A 17677-nucleotide genomic window follows, 5' to 3' on the forward strand; every position below is an offset into this window, starting at 1 on the left:
ACTTAAAGTTGCAACCCTTTAAACTGCCAAAAAAGAAAATATACTCTCTAAGGAAGTTGTTTTTTAACATAGAAGGGATCATCTGTCTGTAGCACCGGGATGGCATCGATATTCCGCGCGCCGCCCTATCATTAAAAAAATTGACGCGCTCCTTCGGCGCGCAACGCACGCATTCCGATCGATCGACATCCGTGCGTTCTGCGCAACGGCCCGCTTTTTTTCAACCCCCCCCGCGCCTTCGGGAATTTTATACAGCTACAATATCGTTTAGAGGCTAATGAAAAGAATTGTCTTTTTTGGCGATAGCCTCACTGCCGGATATGGCCTTCCAAAACCCGATGTTCAATCGCTGCCTGGCCTCATTCAGAAAAAAATAGACGACGCAGGCTTTAAGTATCAGGTTGTCAATGCCGGAATGAGTGGCGACACCTCCTCAGGAGGACTAAGCCGACTTGACTATTGGATTCATCAGCATGTCGACATTTTCGTGCTGGAGCTCGGCATCAACGACCTGTTCAGAGGTGCCCCTTACTCAGCTACAAAGCGCAATCTCGATCTGATACTGACGAAGGTCAAAGAACGACATCCCAACTGTAAGCTGGTTATTATGGGGATGGAGATTCCAGCTGCGATAAACTTGGCTGCGCTGAGCGGATTTAAAAACATTTATCGGGAACTCGCCGAAGCACATGCGACGGCATTTGTGCCATTTTATCTCGAGGGTGTTGCAGGAGTTAAACACCTCAATCTGCCAGATGGTTTGCATCCGTCAGCGAAGGGGTATGAAGTCATAGCTGAGAAGGTTTGGCCGACGATCAGGGCTCTGCTTTAGATAGCACGATCTGCTACTTAGCTCACAATCCCCTTCAATCCCTCGTAGATCTTCTTCATGCGTTGATATGATGCTTGATTGTTAATTGACTTATCGAAGATCAACTGCAACTCTCCACGATGGGACTTGATACGGAAGTTCGTGCCATCATCGAGTGACGCGCCGGTTTCAAGATCCCCATCTTCAAAATCAAACTGCGCTTCGGGCGACACTGTATTATTTATGTATTGATAAAATTGACTCGCCTTGTCACGCGAAAAACTCGCATTAAGGGTATAGGTTGTTTTAGTTTCGGTTACCTCAACCGTTGTGTTTCCGTTACTTACTGTAGTTGATTGAGTTCTTCCGGAATCGCATTGGGTTAACGCTACAGCTAACAGGCAGAGGAAAATCGTCGCTACTTTTTTCATCGGGTTTGGTTTGTGCCCGACTAGGGCAATAATGCTGCCATGCCGAAAAACGCCTATTCTGTGCGGATTTGTGATGATGAGTGTTCGCTTTTGTTTTGATACGTGTATCATTCTGAACAGTTCTGACAAAAGGTATCGCCAGATCCCTGCGTTTAAATGATAAGGGTAGGTAGAAGCCAGAAAAGCTCTGTATCTTCCACTACTCACACATCTGCCAATTCATCAATGAATTCACGTCCTAAACCTTAGCCCCACAATAAGGACAAAAGGAAAACAACTTGCTATCCAACTGGCTAAAGCAACTGGGACACAACGAAACCTTATCAACAACTGGCGGTAGAACCGACGTAGTCCTTACTGTGAACGACTCGGGTATTTCTTTAATGAAGCTCGACTCGCCACCTTTCTCTGTAATCAAAAACAACTTGTCCTTTGCACGCGTTATTCCGACGTAAAAGAGCCTGCGCTCTTCCTCAAGCAACTGATCATGATTGGCCTTCTTGATAACCTGAAAAATTCTATCCTCAAGCCATATGTCCGGGAAACCACCATACCCCTCAGTCAATCCAATGATGAACACAACTTTCGCCTCAAGTCCCTTTGCAGCATGAATTGTTCTGGCCCTGACGAATAGTTGCTCTTCGCGGAAGCGCTCCAGATATGGACTATACATCTTCGTTCTACGGTAGAGAAAAAGTATGTCATCTGAAGTAAATCCTTGGTCGTGCAATTCGCGTACTCGGTCCACACAGAAATTCAGGTTCGCTTCTTGATCATCACCCGCGAAGACAACTATTTTATGCTCCGATTGTTTCGATGCAAAAATTTCCTTGTCAACTTTGAATTTGTTGTTCTTGATGACTTCATTGCTGGCACCCACAATGTGCTGACTACTCCGATAATTTAGATTCAACTTTATTACCGACGCATTGATGAAATGCTTCTCGAATTCAATAATATACCCCACATTCGAACCCCTGAATCCATATATACTTTGCCAATCATCACCGACGCAAAACAACTGCGCGCTGTCCGTCAACAACATTTTAATCAACTCAACCTGTAGGTTGTTAACATCTTGAAACTCATCAACCAGGAGGTAACCGAACCTCGATCTGAATTTATCACGTATGTCCTCATGATTTCGAAAAAGCGATATAGTCCGAGAAATCAAGTCATTGAAGTCCAGATATGACTTGTCAATGCAATACGAAATGTATCTTTCTGCAAGTGGCATAGCTAGAGCATAAAATCCACGGACACGTTCGTGCTGATCACCTAACCCGCGCTCATTGATTTCAGTCACGTCAAGGTTCTCGACTTTGATCATGTCAGTGACCCGCATGACCTGTTGAACGAAGTCTTTAACTTGTTCATGATAGCGGTTAAACTGTTCTCGATAGCTAGTGGCTCTCGCAGAATGTTTTCCAGGAGCCACCCTACCCCTGACGATCATATCGAGGGCATGATTGAAAAGTGCTGTGTCCTTCGTCATGTACTCGTTCGTCTTCACCAGCAATAACTTTCCCCTCTCGAACCTTTCCTCCTTGTCGCGCATGGGATAGCTCTTGTTACTGACATGCTCGATATAAAGATTCGCGGCGGGTATGTAAAAATCAGGAGTGAAGGAAAAGTCGCTGATGTTCAGCAATGGCTCATATTCGAATTCGAGGTTGTGTCTATACAGCCAGTCCGCTATATACTGTTCCGATTTTGAGCGCACCTTGATCCCATTAAGTGTCGTGAAGAACTTGCCGTCTTTAGCTACGCGCTGGGAGTGCTTTTCGATGTGAATCTTGTCAACAACGTAGTCTAGAATGTATCTTTTAAGATTTAACAAATAGCCGGTATCGGCACAGCATTCGATCAGAAGCTTCTGAAACACCTCGAAGGCTGTCTCTGGAGCGATGTGCCTGGCAAGTTCCTCGTCATCGCTTTTCTCATCGCCGATAATGCGAAATTTGTTGTCGAATTCATTGACACCATAATTTCGCAGTACATAGTAGCAGAAACTATGGAATGTTCTAACAGTAAGATTGTCTATCCACTTATAGCGCTTCTTATATGCTTGACGCTCTCGGTCCCGTTCGGCCAATTTCAGCGCCTTATTAGAAATAGTCTCCTTGTACGATCCGGACTGATCAGCCATTTCGATCAAACGATCGAGCATTTCGTTGGCAGCATTCTTTGTAAAGGTAATTGCAAGAATATTTGAAGGACTAACGGACTGCTCTTCTATCAGATAAACAAGCTTTTGGAGCAATGTCTTTGTCTTTCCGGAGCCAGCGCCAGCGAGGACGAGTAACCGCTTGTCTGCGCTTATTACAGCCTCTCGCTGCCGTTCGTTTAATGAACTCAGGTCCGTCCGGGACGAATTAGTTTCTGAGGTGTCACTGGTCATGCCGAATAAAGATCGGGAGTTTTTCTGATAATTAGTACGCATTAACCACCGGCTCATGTACAACCACTGACGACCCCACACCTCCTGCAGGTTCGTCGAATACTTGCGTACGAACCGGCGCAAAATGCAAAGACGGAACTACTTCAAGTGCCACAGGATCGGGCGCATGTTCAGGGCACGGCGGCGTAAGTAGCTGGATTTGTCGATGAAAGAAAAACCCTCGTCATCCGAGGGTTTCTCAATTTTCATTTCTGCTCTTGCGTCTGGCCAATACTCATCAAGTATCTCCGCGAACGTCCTGTTCCTGAAAGGATCATAACTATACTTCGGCAACTCTCCCACCCGCGCATACCGACCGCGATATTTATAACCTCCCCTGACAAGTCTCAATATCGTTGGCCATAGGTGATTGCCATCAATGTACCGATCGATCTCCCCGATCCTCCGCTCCAGATCAAAGTCCTTCACCATCGTCCATCGAATGATGTTCGGCTCGATCTTCAACTGAAACCTCCACGGCTCTCTGAATACATACATCCACCTGAAGTAACTCTCCGGACGCTCATCCGTCATCACCAGATCAAAATACGACGCCTCCTGCTCCGTGAACTTCCTCTTCCTAAACGCGTCCGTCCATAGCTTCTCCACCTCCTGCGACCGAACCTCATACATCTTCCTCCCCCCACGACGACGCTTCTTCTTAAAGTCCCGCCGCGACGAATACTCCGTCGTATTGATCCGATCCAGGATACCCTGAAAAAACTTTGCCTCCTTACTCTTTGCAACATCAGCACGAAGCACAAAGTACCTCTTGTACCCACGCATCACCGGCTCATCCAAACGCTCCCATCCAAGGTCGCGACGCTGCTTCCGAAGCGCATCGATTTCGCGATACAACCGCAGCAGCGTCTTTTCACGATCCCTGCGCTTCCATCGCTCTCTGCGCCGCGACGACTTCAACCGAAAATACTCCGGCGATAATATGTCGATATCGTAATCCATAGCGATCAGTCTTTAGCCATCCTCACAACACGCGGAATGAACTTCCCCTCTACATTTACAAGCGTCGACTGGCTTCCCATCACGAGCTCGATGTCCTTGTACGCCATCGGGGACTCTTCAGCACTGCCACCGATGAGGGTGACCTTCTCGCTGTCAAGGATCTTCTTCATAGCACTCATCGTGACAGAGTTCTTCGCTTTGAGGCGCGACATCTTCCTGCCCGCACCATGCGCGGCAGAGTTTATCGACGACTCATTACCCAACCCACGAACGACATACCCCGGCGCCGTCATGCTCCCTGGGATGATTCCCAAAACATCCTTACCCGCCGGGGTAGCGCCCTTTCGATGAACGATATATTCATTCCCGTCCGACATCCGCTCCTTCCATGCGAAGTTGTGATGGTTCTCAACCTTCGACACAACGGTAGCGCCAAGCGCAGAGCACAGATTCGCATGAATGCGATCATGACACGCCTTTGCATATTCACCGGCAAGATTCATCGACAACCAGTACTCTTGTCCTTCATCACTATCAAGGTCCAACCATGCCAGATGTTTTGCTTCACGAGGAAGCTTGCATTTGTTCATGGCAATGTTCGTATAGTGCTGAGCAATGTTCGCACCCAGACTACGCGACCCAGAGTGCGACAGGATCGCCGCATAACTTCCTACGCCTAGCCCATCCGGGAGAAGACCACTGCCCTCTCCTATCTCGATGATGCCAAACTCTACGAAGTGATTGCCCGACCCCGAGCTTCCCAGCTGACGCACCGCCTTACCGTGCAGACGACGCAGCAGTTCCGTAAGTTGAAAATCCGCATGATCAAGCAATTCATGATCCTGCCTTCGTTCGAGGCCACCATCATTACCGAAGTGCGTGTGATCTTTCAATGCACGCTTTAATTCATATGCGTGATGGTCAACATAACTCCCAGGCATCTCCAGGATGCTGAGTGCCATGCGACATCCGATATCCATGCCAACACCATAAGGAATGACAGCATTCTTAGTTGCCAGCACACCTCCGATGGGTAGTCCATACCCTTGGTGAGCGTCAGGCATAAGTGCACCCCGCTCCGCGATCGGAAGACGCATCACGAGCTCCATCTGTTTGATGGCATTGAGCTCAATGTGTTTGCTTCCGAAGACGTCGAAGTGCTTGGGTTCGTCATCCAGCTCGTAAGCCTTAAAGCTTTCCGTTATAGATTTCGAAACCAGTTTGTGTGCGAGCAATCCGAGGGTATCGTGATTGAGATAGTCGTCGGGATGCGTCAGCACGTTGTTTATCAGCGATAGCTTCTCTGTGTTTGGCGTATGACCGAAGTGTCGGTTCATGATATTGAGCGACAGACTTCTGGCCACATCCGAAGGGAAGTTGATCGTCGACAGGTCTTTAATATTTAGCTTTTGTTTGCCCATAGTTATAGCACCCCTGACTTTCGATGAAAGCCGGTAAAGAGCAATGCAACGCCTATGCTATACGTTAGTTGAAAAGCATAGACGACAGCAGCTCAAAGCCTGTGCAGGGCTTTTGATTTGTTCTTAAATAAATGATTTAGAAAAAGACAAAGCAGTAGTAGCATGAAAGTATGAACGCACTATGGCGTTTTACCGGCTTACGCTGCGATTTCGCAGGACTGCTTCAGGGCGATATGGTTGATGAGGACCAACATAGTTTCCAATGTTTTAGTACATGGAATAAAATGGTGATGCAAAGATAAGATGATTTTCACCTGTAGCAATGGTCATCTATGAAATTTAAAATGACACTAAGGCAGAAGTATCATAAACTGTCTAGTTGATGTATCCAAAGAGCAATTTGATTCAACGGATTATTCTGCTCCGACTTTGGTAGTTGCACGAACTTTCCATAGCCGCCCCAAAATTTGGATAACCACACCAAACCAAGTCGTCCACATACAGCCAGTCGCGATCTCCATTGTTTAAGGTCTCTCAGCCCATGTTAAGCTGCAGTTTTATTTATATATTGAGATACGTTAGCCTTCATTCCTTCCTATGAATATTCCTCGACTTAGCTGCTCGCTCCTGTCAGCATTCATATTGTTCTCCTCCTGCGACGAAGACGCCGCCAAATACAAGGAGCCGCAACTATCCGGCTATGTCGACCGCTTCATCGAACAGGCATCACTTCATGGTCAGGATGTGTCTGCCGACAAGTGGACAGTAGAATTTGGAGAGGTGGAGGGGAATTTCTGTGGAGTAGCGGAGGATCTAAAAGTCATCATCTCTGAAGACTGCTGGAACAAAATGCCGGAAAGTGGACGTGAAGCCCTTATGTTCCATGAACTCGGCCATGCATTGCTCGGACGCTCACATAAAAATGAACGATTGCCTAACGGAGACTTCGCCAGCCTGATGACCGAAGATCCAACCATGCTCTATAGTGCTTACACGCCCCTTAAACGATTGTACTATTTCGAAGAGTTGTTCAATGAAAGCACCTCTCCGCCGGTCTGGTCGCTTCCAAAAACAAATGCCACCGTCATTTTCAAAGACACCATTAAGCTGGACAATGGATGGCAATTCAAATTGTCAGGCTCCCCCAATCATTCCCAGTCAATCAACAGTTCGGTATTCGTCTCGCCTTCATCGAGTTTGCAGATTACTTCGGCAGGCACGGGAAGTGGATATTCCTATTGGACATATTTTATCATTCCCGAAAACATCCCTGAAGGAACTCCTGTCGATGTGAGAGTGAAAATCAAGACCGAACATCTCAACGGCGATGGAGCAAATATTATCGTTCGCGGTGATGTCGCTGGCGACAACTTGCCGGCCTTTGTTTATTCGACACACGAAACAACTTCAATGGTGGGTACTGATGACTTTGTTGAATACGGTGTGAAATACCCTACTTCCCGAACAAGCTCGATAGACTCAGTTTCTTCCTCATATTATCCGGCAATAGTGAGGGGACGGTTTACTTCGATGATGTCGAAGTGATCAAATATAATTAACCAGGGCTACTTCGGGCGACAAGGACTAATAAACATCGTCTGCAGCAAACACTTCTTCGAGGGTGAAAATTGCTTATTAGTCCGTTTGAGCCGACTGAAAACTCACATATTCCGTTGCTACAGGTGCGTTAGGTTGTAAACTCACCTACGGCAGCCTGCCTATGAAATCATTTCCACTTAGTACCAAGGTATCCCTGGTATCGTTCGTGGTGCTGATGTACATTTCCATTAGCAGTTTTACTTCCGGCATTTTCACCGCGCAATCAGAATTCGATGACGTTCAGGATGTGACCGTCGCCTACCCCGAGGGTTACAGGCACTGGACGCACGTAAAGACTTATATCGTCAAACCGAAAAGTCCCTCGTTTCCTACTATCGGAGGATTTAACCATGTCTACGCAAATGACAAAGCCATGATTGGCTACAAAACCGGAAACTTTCCAAACGGTTCTATTATTGTTTCCGATGTCATCGTTGCTCTCGATGACAGCCTCAATACGCGTGAAGGTACCAGATCCAATCTTAGCGTAATGATCAAAGACACGATCAATATCCAGGACCCCGGCGGATGGCGATTTGAAACTTTTGAAAAAGACAGTAAAACAACGAGGATGCTTACACCAACGACGAGGCTAAAGTGCAACAATTGTCACAAGCGCAACCAGGATATGGTCTTTAGCGACTATCGTCAGTGAAAGCGTTGCAAATCAGGTATCACACAAACCTATAGCTTCCAGTCCGGCCTTTCAAAGTGACACGTATAGCCACCCGGATGTTTCTGCAGATAGTCCTGGTGTTCTGCTTCGGCATTCCAGAAATCCGTCTCCGGAACGACTTCCGTGACGATCTTTCCGGGCCACTTTTTGGAAGCTTCCATTTCGGCAATTAATTCGTTGGCCGTATCGCGCTGCTCATCGTTTGCATAAAAGATGGCAGATCGGTATGAGGTGCCAATATCGTTGCCCTGGCGATTGCGTGTGGTCGGATCGTGAATCTGGAAAAAATACTCCAATAGCTCCCGGTACGATATCACAGCGGGATCGAATTGTATTTCGATGCCCTCAGCATGTGTGCCGTGATTTCGATAGGTAGCATTTTTTACGTTGCCGCCTGTGTATCCTACAACCGTGGAGACGACTCCGGGCTGATGTCTGAACAGTTCTTCGACGCCCCAGAAACAGCCACCGGCCAGTATCGCTTTTTCAATGCTCATATGATCGTATAAAATTAGAACTTGGTTGACATCAGATAAACATGCATTTCAAACGAATAATTCACGGCGTATAGGACAAACAGTTGCGCCAGGAAATGGAACACATTATTAACATAGAATTGAGGTTACGGCTCCTCAGATTGCTCAAAGAAATTGTCAGGAAAGCCTAATTAAGGCAGCAACAGCCGGTTCACGCGGCAGCGCCTATTTTAGAGCTTTCATGTGAGCGCAGTGAATCATAAGCGGTACCGTTTCCAGTCAAACGAAGTTAACCTGAACTTTGAGTTCGTAAGTACCGGCCCCAAAGGACATATACTAAAGGTTGTTCGATACTCGCCACAAAATGCAAACGGCCGAACCTATTTCAATTTAGCATTTGGCGATTGGAATGAGTCTGAGAATACCATCGACGATCATTCAACAAGTAACAATCAGGACACCAGAAAAATACTTGCTACAGTCGCGGCAACGGTTTTAAAGTTCACCGAAACCTATCCAGATATGCCTGTGTTCGCTAGAGGCAGTACCGCAACCCGAACCAGACTATATCAAATGGCGATTGCTGCAAATCTCCAAGACATTCAGCCTGTTGTTGAAATCTACGGCCTCACCAGGTACGGTGAATGGAAACCCTTTCAAACGGGCACTAATTACGATGCTTTTCTGGCCTGGCGGAAAAAAGTTCGTTAAATTTGTTCATCAGAGAAAAGCATGTCTGTGCAAAAAAAACATCATCGAAAGAAAAGTCTTAAAGACGTCGTGAGTTCATCCGTAAGGGATTACGGTAATGATCCTTTTGTCTTAAAGAAGGCCAGGGAATCGAAGATGACACTTGAAAAACACGGATTTCCGAAAGCGCTGGAGAAGCGTTGGCCTAAAGCCTAAACCTGAACTATCCTACAATAGCCCAACTATGCTGCCCCAATCTTAGATAGCTCCTCGACCAGAGCGGGTCGATGCGCATACTTTTTCTTTGCCTCACGGACAAAATTCCCAATGGACTCCCCGTCAAAGGTCTTCGTCATTTTCTTGAGGATACCCGCTACATCCCGGTAATTATCTCTGGTTACGCTCCATTCAAGTTGCTTAATTAATAAGTTGAAGTACAACTCTTGCAGCGTTGTTTTGTCTTCTTCTGGGAGATGCCTTCCGAATTCCTGAAGATGAGAGATGTGCCGGGTCGCTTTTAGTGCGTCCAATAGCCTGACCGTGTCGGCCTCCTCTACACATATGGTCGCGAGCAAATGGGCGTCTGAAGTTTTTTCCAGATGCCGCAACAGCGCTGATTTTTCCTTGGGCCATTCCACATCGATCGTCGTTTTTTTAAGAATACGGTACAACCTGATATCAGCGTGCGATTTGTAAAAAAGATAGGTCGCGCACTCTTTTACACCGCGCTGGTCACCTTGAGATTTGCATATCTCCATCAACTTCTCATACCATTGCACGACAAGACCAGGCAGCTTCTTTTCCACTGCCAGTTTGATTCCTTCCCGGCACAGCTTTATCGCACTTGCAAAATTCTTATTCGACAGATAGTGCTTGAGCGCCATGTTTCGGATGCCATCGTGATGCACGTTCTGCAGAATAAAGGCTTCTGTCTCCTCTTTCGTTTTATTTTTTTCAATAAAGGCGAGCAGTACTTTGCTGGCCTTTTCTGCTGCGTAGTCAGCAAGCCACGTCTCTTTCTCTTTCTCCTGCTTCATAGCCGTTGCCATGGCTACAACTTTTCGTTCTTCGTTAGGGGTTGCGACCAGCGCTGCGAGCGTGGCGAAGTCCCAGCTGCAATCCCATCCCTGGTAATCTTTGTGCTGCGCAGACTTCACCAACCATTCAAACCATTCGGCTCGGAGCGGTTCTTCCTGTGCTGTTTCCGACACGAGGTACATAAGATGTACTGCTTGCTCAATACCTCCTCCGAGGTCGCCGTTTGAATCGTCCACATACTGGAGCGCAGGAACCAATTTCTCTAACACAGCCTGAGTAATCTGAAGCGTTCGTGCCGGATGCGTTGTGATCCCTTCTTCCGCCTGCGTCAGTAATTTCCAAACGACCTGCATGCTGCGGACTACGGCACCTCTGTCTCTGAAGCTCCTGGCACCTTTCAGGCCTTGTAAAGCTGCTGTAATAATTTCTTTGTAATCTTTCTTTGATGCGGCCGTCTTTGCTGAGAACGTGGCAACGAACTCCTTTCTTAGTTGTGGATCACGCTCAAAAGCGTGTTTCATGAATCCGGAAAGTTCTTCTTTACTGAGTTTATCAAACAGGACCTCAGCGGCAGCTAGCTTACCATTTTTCTTCGTTGTGACCGATCCATCCAACGGTTCGTCTACAGACGAGTCTGCTTCTTTATTGGCAATCACCAGGAGAAGGGCAGCCTGGTGTTTGCATAGATCTCCGTCGAAAGGGCAATCGCATTCATGGTTAATCACCTCACTGTCATCAGTTATCTCTACGGCGACGCGGTAATGATCACCTTTGCCTGCCACGGACGCTGAATATTTCGTTGACTTATTTCCCGGGACTACCCGAAGCAAAGTAATGGAACCGTTCTTAGCGTATGGACGAGCACGATCCATGATTTTCGTTGGAATGTGTTCGGTCAGGTTGTGCAAGGTCATGTGGATCCGTTGTGATCTTTCAGAAATTTTCGTACGGCAATTACTAAAAGATGGATATAGATCGCAAGTGCCTCTATGTCCAATTGAGACGGGTGAATGAGCAATCAGCAATGGCCCGCATTTTTTCTGCCTCTTTAGTAACGTTTACATTGGCTTAAGCCGTCATCACTGCCGAAGACCCCGCACCCTCGGTCTTCGGCAGACCACACTCATCAATATTTATACTTCTTACGGTGGTTGCTGGCTTCCCGCGTCATCTTGCCAAACTGCTTCTCCATTCGCTTCTTGTTTATTGCATTTACATGGAAGCGACGTTGCTCCTTTAACAATTTGATGTAGCTGTCGTACACTACAGACTCCAATGATCCATCGTCGAGAGCCTGAAGCACCGCGCAACCTTCCTCGCCCTGATGCAGGCAATCGCTATAGCGACACTTTTGCGATAGTTCGGCGATGACAGGAAAGACGTTTTCATCGGTACCCGCTTCCATCGTCACGCCAAACTCGCGCATCCCAGGTGTGTCGATGACAAGACTTCCGTTGGAGAGCATAAACAGATCACGCGTAGTGGTCGTGTGCTTACCCTTCTGCGTGCCAACGCCAAGACTACCTGTCGCCTGTACAACCGTACTATTCCAGGCGTTTAACAATGAACTTTTACCGACACCCGATGAACCAATCAATGCGTAAGTTTTTGCCTGGCCCAGCAGGTCAAAAAGTTCCGAGACACCCCGCTGGTCAAACGTGCTGCAGAAATGAACAGCCACGTTTCGATGAAGCTTTTGAATATCATTCAAATAGGGTGAAGTGTCATCAACGAGGTCGGCCTTGTTAAGTACAACTATTGTAGGAATGCTGCACGCAGCGAGTTGCACAAGGTAACGATCGAGCCGCATAAGGTTAAAATCTCGGTCAAGACCCTGGACGACCAGCGCAGCGTCGAGATTTACGGCCAGAACCTGACGTTCCGACTTTGCGCCAGGGGCTTTGCGTGAAAGTTCGGTTCGTCGGGGAAGCACATCAACGATGTAGCCTTGCACGTCGTAGGGCAAGTACCAAACCCAGTCGCCAACTTTAGGTAGTTCCTCCGGCGAGGCACCGAATAAAAGTTTCCCGGCGAGCTCGCATTCATGAAAACCTTCGCTCGTAACGAGTTCATATTTGAAACCTTTGATCGAGATGACGCGACCGATTAATGTATTGTGATCAGGACGTGAGTCCTTATAGGATTGGAAAAACGAATTCCACCCGTATTGTTCCAGTAACTGCATTTGTAAATAAATGTTTTAAAGATCGCGGTAACACGCACAGGTGCCGCGATCAAGGTGATACCATGAAATTTAATTTGTAATCAATTGTCAGGCGGAGCAAGGAAGTGCCCGCCTACGCTACAATTCCCTTGGAGGGATTCTGACAATATGGTATAACCGACATTTTCATATGACGTGCCGAAGGTAGGAAAAAAGACAGGATAGTTAATCGTAACCAACCTGGTTTGTGCGCATCTACAGAGCCGAACTATTGCATTTCGCTCTCTACGCCTACCGTTCTGGACTGCCCCGGCGACAAACTAAATTTGTCCTTGAATACTCTATTGAAATGAGATGGATTTTTAAACCCGCTCTCATAGCACACATCATTCACATTCATATCCGTGCTAACGAGTAGTGACCGCGCATAGTCCAAACGTTTATCATTTATCCAACGCGCTGGCGACTCCTGGTACGCTGATTTGAAATCGCGTTTAAAGGCCGACAGACTGCGCCCGCAAAGTCGGGCAAACTCTTCCAGTTGAAGATCATATTGAAAGTTTTTCAACATGACGTCATCAAGTGCCGCTTTTCCAGTTTGGTTCCCAACTGGTCCATCCTAAAAGCTTTTTTTGATCATGCAGCGATTCCATTGGCCCTCCTGTCTTACCTTTCAAAACCGCCTATGGAAACTGCCCAAAACCTGACCAATGCAAAAGCATACGTTTTCAAGTGGCAAACACTCCTCCCCCTGCTATTGTTCATGTCGTGTGATTCGTTCAAAGAAGATCAACTTATCGAAGGAGGAATTCAAACGGTGAACGATTATTACACGGTGCCCACCTTAGCCGTGGTAATTGATTTGAGGGGGCTCATATCAACCACTTTTGAGACTACCACAGTTTCGATTGCGCAACGACCACTGAAGGGGCAGATTTCGCAATTGGATTTCAAGACTTTCACTTATAGACCGTTTGACAGTTTCACAGAGGGCGTAGATCAATTTATTGTCACACAGGTTGCCGCCGGGCGTGAGATTGCAAAGCATATCGTAAAGGTCCATGTTGTTTCCCCGGAAAACCTGCCGTGCACAACAATCGCTGTGGAGGACAGGCGCGAGATTGAGAAGGGTAAGCAAGTTATTATTCCAGTAATGGACAACGACAAGTTTTGCAATGAACCTTCCAACTATACTGTTTCAATTGATTTACAACCGCAGAAGGGAACAGCAACACTTGTGGATAACACCATTGTTTATATGGCTGGACCTGACTTTTCCGCCTATGATCGCCTCACCTACAGATTAGCGTCGACATCCGGCGAGACGCTCGGTCTCGTTACCCTGGTATTACCTGGCGCAAGTGCTCCAGACGAATTGCCCATTGATGCCGTTCCAATCGACAACAACGACCAGAATCTTTATGCCATAGAATTTCTTACTGAGATGACTGGTTTTAAAGCCGGCCCGGGAATTTTTAAAACCACCGATGGCGGTCAAAGCTGGCGACAAGTCTTAAGGGAAGTTGCCGGAGCTAATCGATCTTTTGTTGATGTTCAATTCATCAATGATATGGAAGGATTTGCAATCTATACCGGGAAGGCGTGTTATGACGGTGGTTGTGCCAATGGCCTGGCTTATACGCAGGATGGTGGTGAAACATGGACGGGACTGCCTATGAAAAATCAAATTCATCTCACAGACATGCATTTTTTTACGCGTACATCCGGCGTCATTGCCGGTTCTACTGATGAATGGTGGGGAGACAACCAAATTTTCAACACTACTGACGGTGGTAAGACGTGGAATAGCGTACTCCTGCAGGACCAGGATTGGTTTTATTGGATGGATATGAAGCTTGGTTTTGCTGATGGCCAGTCCGGCTATGCGGTACAGCAGGATATCATTTTTGAAACCAATGATTCGGGCCATACCTGGACGAACCGGATCGACTACGGCGGAGCGGCATTCATGGGATACACCACGTTTAACCGTGATACGTTAATTGCTTCCACCCGAATCGACACAGGATCGGAACTGCATCGCTACGTGAACGAACAGCGTGAAAGACGCGTCGCCACCTTGCCAGGTTATATTACACGACTGGCATTTTCCCCGAGCAAAAGGACAGGTCTTGGCATTGGGGTAGAATACTCCGAAGGGGTTGAAGGCCACCTGATGTTCTATCGCTCGCAGGACCGTGGCAACACCTGGAAGGTTACCCAACGGAGCTGGGTGCCGGTAGATGTGTATTGTGGTATCGACATAGCCGCACCAACCGACCATGTTGCTTATATGCTGTACAACAATGTTATCTATAAACAGACATTCTGAACATCACACCGGGATGAATTCTCAGCATATGGTCGGCCCCACCCCAGTCCTATCGGACAAAAAGGTTTAACAAATTTCTCATAGATATCCACTGAAAGGCACCAAACAATTATCTTATGTTATATGGTGGTGACACAACCGTAAGATTCAGGCTGGTGAATGACCAAATAACCAATTGCAAGCTTGCTTTGACAGGAAAGCCCGGATAAATCCAACATTGAATGCAGCGTTCCTGGGTCAAATCAGGTCATACAAAAAGGAGAGACGCGAGGGCCGTTTCATCTTCAGCGTGCTGTTGTCAGCGTCCCTCCTCAAACGACAATTTGAAGACAGTCAGAAGGTGAGGCGTGTGCGACGGAGAATTAGAGACTCCTTCAAGGTATTATATCAAAACGCTTAATCACTCTTCCATTGCAATAATCTCCGTTGAATGTCAGAAACCGATGAATTGATTATTCGATGCATGTGCAAGGATGTTCGGGCACAGCGGCAGTTATACGATCTATATAAGGCTCGGGTGATGGGACTATGCCGCCGCTATACTAACAGCATTGAGGAGGCGGAAGACGTATACCAGGAGACATTTGTGAAAGTGTTTCAGTCCCTGCAGCAGCTTCACGACAATAAACAGCTGGAGCAATGGATTAAGCGTATTGCAATCAATACGGCTGTGAACTACTATCATCGACACAAGCGCAATGTGCACGCCGACGAAAACATGGGTCGGAACCATTGCAATAATGACTACACGCTGATCCTATCTCAGTTTTCGGATGAACTGTTGATAAGTCTTATTATGGAATTGCCAGATGGCTATCGAATTATATTCAACCTCCACGAGATAGAAGGATTCAACCATAAAGAGATCGGTGAAATGCTGGGTATTTCAGAAAGCACTTGCAGATCGCAATTGAACAGGGCCAGACAGGTTTTACAACACAAACTGAAAGGACTGGGGATTTTGAAGTATGAAGATTATGGATGACATGATGAACGATGATTTGAAAAGGTTACAAAACTACTCAGTGACTCCGGATGAACGCTTATGGGCATCCATATTGGCCAATGTGGAGCTAGAGAATAGGAATGCACGGCTCAAACGCAGAGTGAGGAAGGGATGGATGCTGTTGGCAGTGATCGCGCTTTTGGGAGGGTTTTATCATCTTATCGATTCCGACCTGACCACAACGACACTGTCGCATAAAGGCGCTGAAGAAGGAAGCGTCGCATCCACTCCACAGGATAAAAACCAGAAAAAAGGCAAGGAGGTAATTACGGGTGGCCATGCAGAAAATGAAATGGATGCTCCATCTCAACAAGCCATTTCCAACGCTGACGCGGCGCAATATGAAGAGGTCACCTCGGCCAATGAAAGACGTAAAGATCTCACCCAAAACACTGACGCCAGGAACTTGACAGCGTCCCAAATACGTAACGCAACAAGAGATCAACAAATACCGGTGAACCCTGGTAAGGAAATCTCCTATGTTACCGGGCATCACCAGGCGTCGCCGCTAACCTTACCAGAAAAGTCGTCGGAACCTTTAAGCGAAAACGAGTCGCCAGGCGTGGCTACGATTGGTGATGTCTCAGGCCAAATGAGTGTGCATCGGGATTCATTAGCAGTAGAAAAGATCAACGATGTTACTACCACTTTAAGAGGCAAGTCTGTGGATAATAGCAGAGATCAATCTGGCGTCATCATACAACAAAGTAAAAGTCGCTCTTTCCGCTTGTACTTCACCGTCATGCCCACTCTCGGGTATCAGCGGATCGAGGCCAACCAGCACGACAATCTGATTGTGGAGAGCATTCACAAAGTGGCGGCATTTTCTTCGGAGCGTCTGGGTGTTCGGGCGGAGGCAGGACTCGAAATTCCCGTGCATCCGAAGTTTAATGTTTTTGGCGGATTGGTCTATTATCAACGCGAGCAAACCGTAGACTATGTGCAGAAGCAGGTGGAGTACGTGCAAGTGACGACAGGCACTAATGGCGAGATCATCACGCAACCGAAATTCGTCTATCTGGAAAAGTCGTTCGAATACCAGGTAAAGAATCTCGGTTTTCAGCTCGGCATAAACTATCAGCTTAGAAGCAATCGCCTTCTCCACACGATGGGCACGGGACTGGAGTTCCACGTGGCGCTCAACAGGAAGCATCAACCAACACCTGACTTCACAAACAACCCCTCAGTATACGTGTTCTATAATCTATACTATCGCCTGCAATATCCAGCCGACACAAAATTACGCGCCGTTTTCCAACCAACGCTCAACTACTCCTTCTATATCAATAAGGTGATGAATACTCCTTTCTATGTCAAACCCTATGGATTGGGGCTGAATTTGGGCGCCACGTATCACTTTTAAAGGCAATTGCGAACGGGCAGGTCGCGTTCGCGAAAATTTGATCCATGGACTTTGATGCTGTTGACCAGTTGGCCGACCTTCGGTTACTACTGCGCACGCCGGTCATTATCAGCAACCCTGGACACTCATTGGTTTTACATCAACGAGCGCATATTCGCCATCAGCCGCTGGTAGTCCGGGATCTCGTCACAAGCCAGGGAGTTTGTGCGTAGCACGTCCCATACGTCACTCCACCACAAGCACTTTTCCGAAAGTGAAAAATGTTGA

General features: G+C 47.1%; 16 protein-coding genes. 8 read left to right on the plus strand and 8 right to left on the minus strand.

The annotated features are described in order from the left end of the window. Positions 1-277 precede the first annotated feature (277 nt). Positions 278-832, plus strand: coding sequence for an arylesterase (locus tag WBG78_RS28550; protein ID WP_337329949.1), 555 nt, complete (start codon positions 278-280; stop codon positions 830-832). A gap of 17 nt (positions 833-849) precedes the next feature. On the opposite strand, the gene WBG78_RS28555 is transcribed toward WBG78_RS28550, so the two are convergent. From WBG78_RS28555 to WBG78_RS28570, 4 genes are all read right to left on the minus strand, one after another. Then, positions 850-1242 (minus strand): hypothetical protein, encoded by a 393-nt coding sequence (locus WBG78_RS28555; RefSeq protein WP_337329950.1) that lies wholly within the window; start codon positions 1240-1242, stop codon positions 850-852. Between the two features lie 238 nt (positions 1243-1480). Next, entirely contained in the window at positions 1481-3643 is a 2163-nt protein-coding gene (locus WBG78_RS28560; protein ID WP_337329951.1) for an ATP-dependent helicase, read from the minus strand. Positions 3644-3781: 138 nt separating this feature from the next. Beyond that, positions 3782-4645 carry a hypothetical protein gene (locus WBG78_RS28565; protein ID WP_337329952.1) on the minus strand — a complete coding sequence of 288 codons (864 nt, stop codon included), beginning with the start codon at positions 4643-4645 and terminating at the stop codon, positions 3782-3784. 5 nt (positions 4646-4650) lie between these two features. Then, entirely contained in the window at positions 4651-6066 is a 1416-nt protein-coding gene (locus tag WBG78_RS28570; protein WP_337329953.1) for an RtcB family protein, read from the minus strand. Positions 6067-6663: 597 nt separating this feature from the next. Between WBG78_RS28570 and WBG78_RS28575 the strand changes: the two genes are divergently transcribed. Together WBG78_RS28575 and WBG78_RS28580 are read left to right on the plus strand one after the other, a co-directional pair. Next, the gene (locus WBG78_RS28575; protein ID WP_337329954.1) at positions 6664-7611 is read left to right on the plus strand and encodes a hypothetical protein; all 948 of its coding nucleotides are present in this window, start codon (positions 6664-6666) and stop codon (positions 7609-7611) included. Between the two features lie 175 nt (positions 7612-7786). Further along, positions 7787-8320, plus strand: coding sequence for a cytochrome P460 family protein (locus WBG78_RS28580; RefSeq protein ID WP_337329955.1), 534 nt, complete (start codon positions 7787-7789; stop codon positions 8318-8320). 29 nt (positions 8321-8349) lie between these two features. On the opposite strand, the gene msrA is transcribed toward WBG78_RS28580, so the two are convergent. Next, entirely contained in the window at positions 8350-8838 is a 489-nt protein-coding gene (msrA, locus tag WBG78_RS28585; protein ID WP_337329956.1) for a peptide-methionine (S)-S-oxide reductase MsrA, read from the minus strand. 222 nt (positions 8839-9060) lie between these two features. Here msrA and WBG78_RS28590 point away from each other — a divergent pair, with 222 nt between their 5' ends. Together WBG78_RS28590 and WBG78_RS28595 are read left to right on the plus strand one after the other, a co-directional pair. Further along, positions 9061-9528 carry a DUF6934 family protein gene (locus WBG78_RS28590; RefSeq protein ID WP_337329957.1) on the plus strand — a complete coding sequence of 156 codons (468 nt, stop codon included), beginning with the start codon at positions 9061-9063 and terminating at the stop codon, positions 9526-9528. 21 nt (positions 9529-9549) lie between these two features. Next, complete coding sequence (locus WBG78_RS28595; RefSeq protein ID WP_337329958.1) at positions 9550-9723, plus strand: hypothetical protein; 174 nt, start codon at positions 9550-9552, stop codon at positions 9721-9723. Positions 9724-9749: 26 nt separating this feature from the next. Here WBG78_RS28595 and WBG78_RS28600 read toward each other — a convergent pair whose 3' ends face one another. From WBG78_RS28600 to WBG78_RS28610, 3 genes are all read right to left on the minus strand, one after another. Continuing rightward, positions 9750-11459: an SWIM zinc finger family protein gene (locus tag WBG78_RS28600; RefSeq protein WP_337329959.1), complete on the minus strand. Its 1710-nt coding sequence runs from the start codon at positions 11457-11459 to the stop codon at positions 9750-9752. A 212-nt stretch (positions 11460-11671) separates the two neighbouring features. Next, positions 11672-12730, minus strand: coding sequence for a ribosome small subunit-dependent GTPase A (rsgA, locus tag WBG78_RS28605; protein WP_337329960.1), 1059 nt, complete (start codon positions 12728-12730; stop codon positions 11672-11674). A 247-nt stretch (positions 12731-12977) separates the two neighbouring features. Then, entirely contained in the window at positions 12978-13280 is a 303-nt protein-coding gene (locus tag WBG78_RS28610) for a helix-turn-helix domain-containing protein (RefSeq protein WP_337329961.1), read from the minus strand. A 114-nt stretch (positions 13281-13394) separates the two neighbouring features. On the opposite strand from WBG78_RS28610, the gene WBG78_RS28615 reads away from it, so the two are divergent. The 3 genes from WBG78_RS28615 to WBG78_RS28625 all read left to right on the plus strand — a co-directional run bounded on the left by WBG78_RS28615 (position 13395) and on the right by WBG78_RS28625 (position 17410). Next, complete coding sequence (locus WBG78_RS28615; protein WP_337329962.1) at positions 13395-15041, plus strand: hypothetical protein; 1647 nt, start codon at positions 13395-13397, stop codon at positions 15039-15041. Positions 15042-15471: 430 nt separating this feature from the next. After that, positions 15472-16026 carry an RNA polymerase sigma factor gene (locus tag WBG78_RS28620; RefSeq protein WP_337329963.1) on the plus strand — a complete coding sequence of 185 codons (555 nt, stop codon included), beginning with the start codon at positions 15472-15474 and terminating at the stop codon, positions 16024-16026. After that, positions 16010-17410, plus strand: a complete 1401-nt coding sequence (locus WBG78_RS28625) for a hypothetical protein (protein WP_337329964.1) — start codon at positions 16010-16012, stop codon at positions 17408-17410. The genes WBG78_RS28620 and WBG78_RS28625 overlap by 17 nt, the downstream gene beginning before the upstream one ends. The last annotated feature ends 267 nt before the right edge of the window (positions 17411-17677 follow it).

Origin of the sequence: Chryseolinea sp. T2 (assembly GCF_037203685.1) — a bacterium.
GTDB lineage: Bacteria > Bacteroidota > Bacteroidia > Cytophagales > Cyclobacteriaceae > Chryseolinea.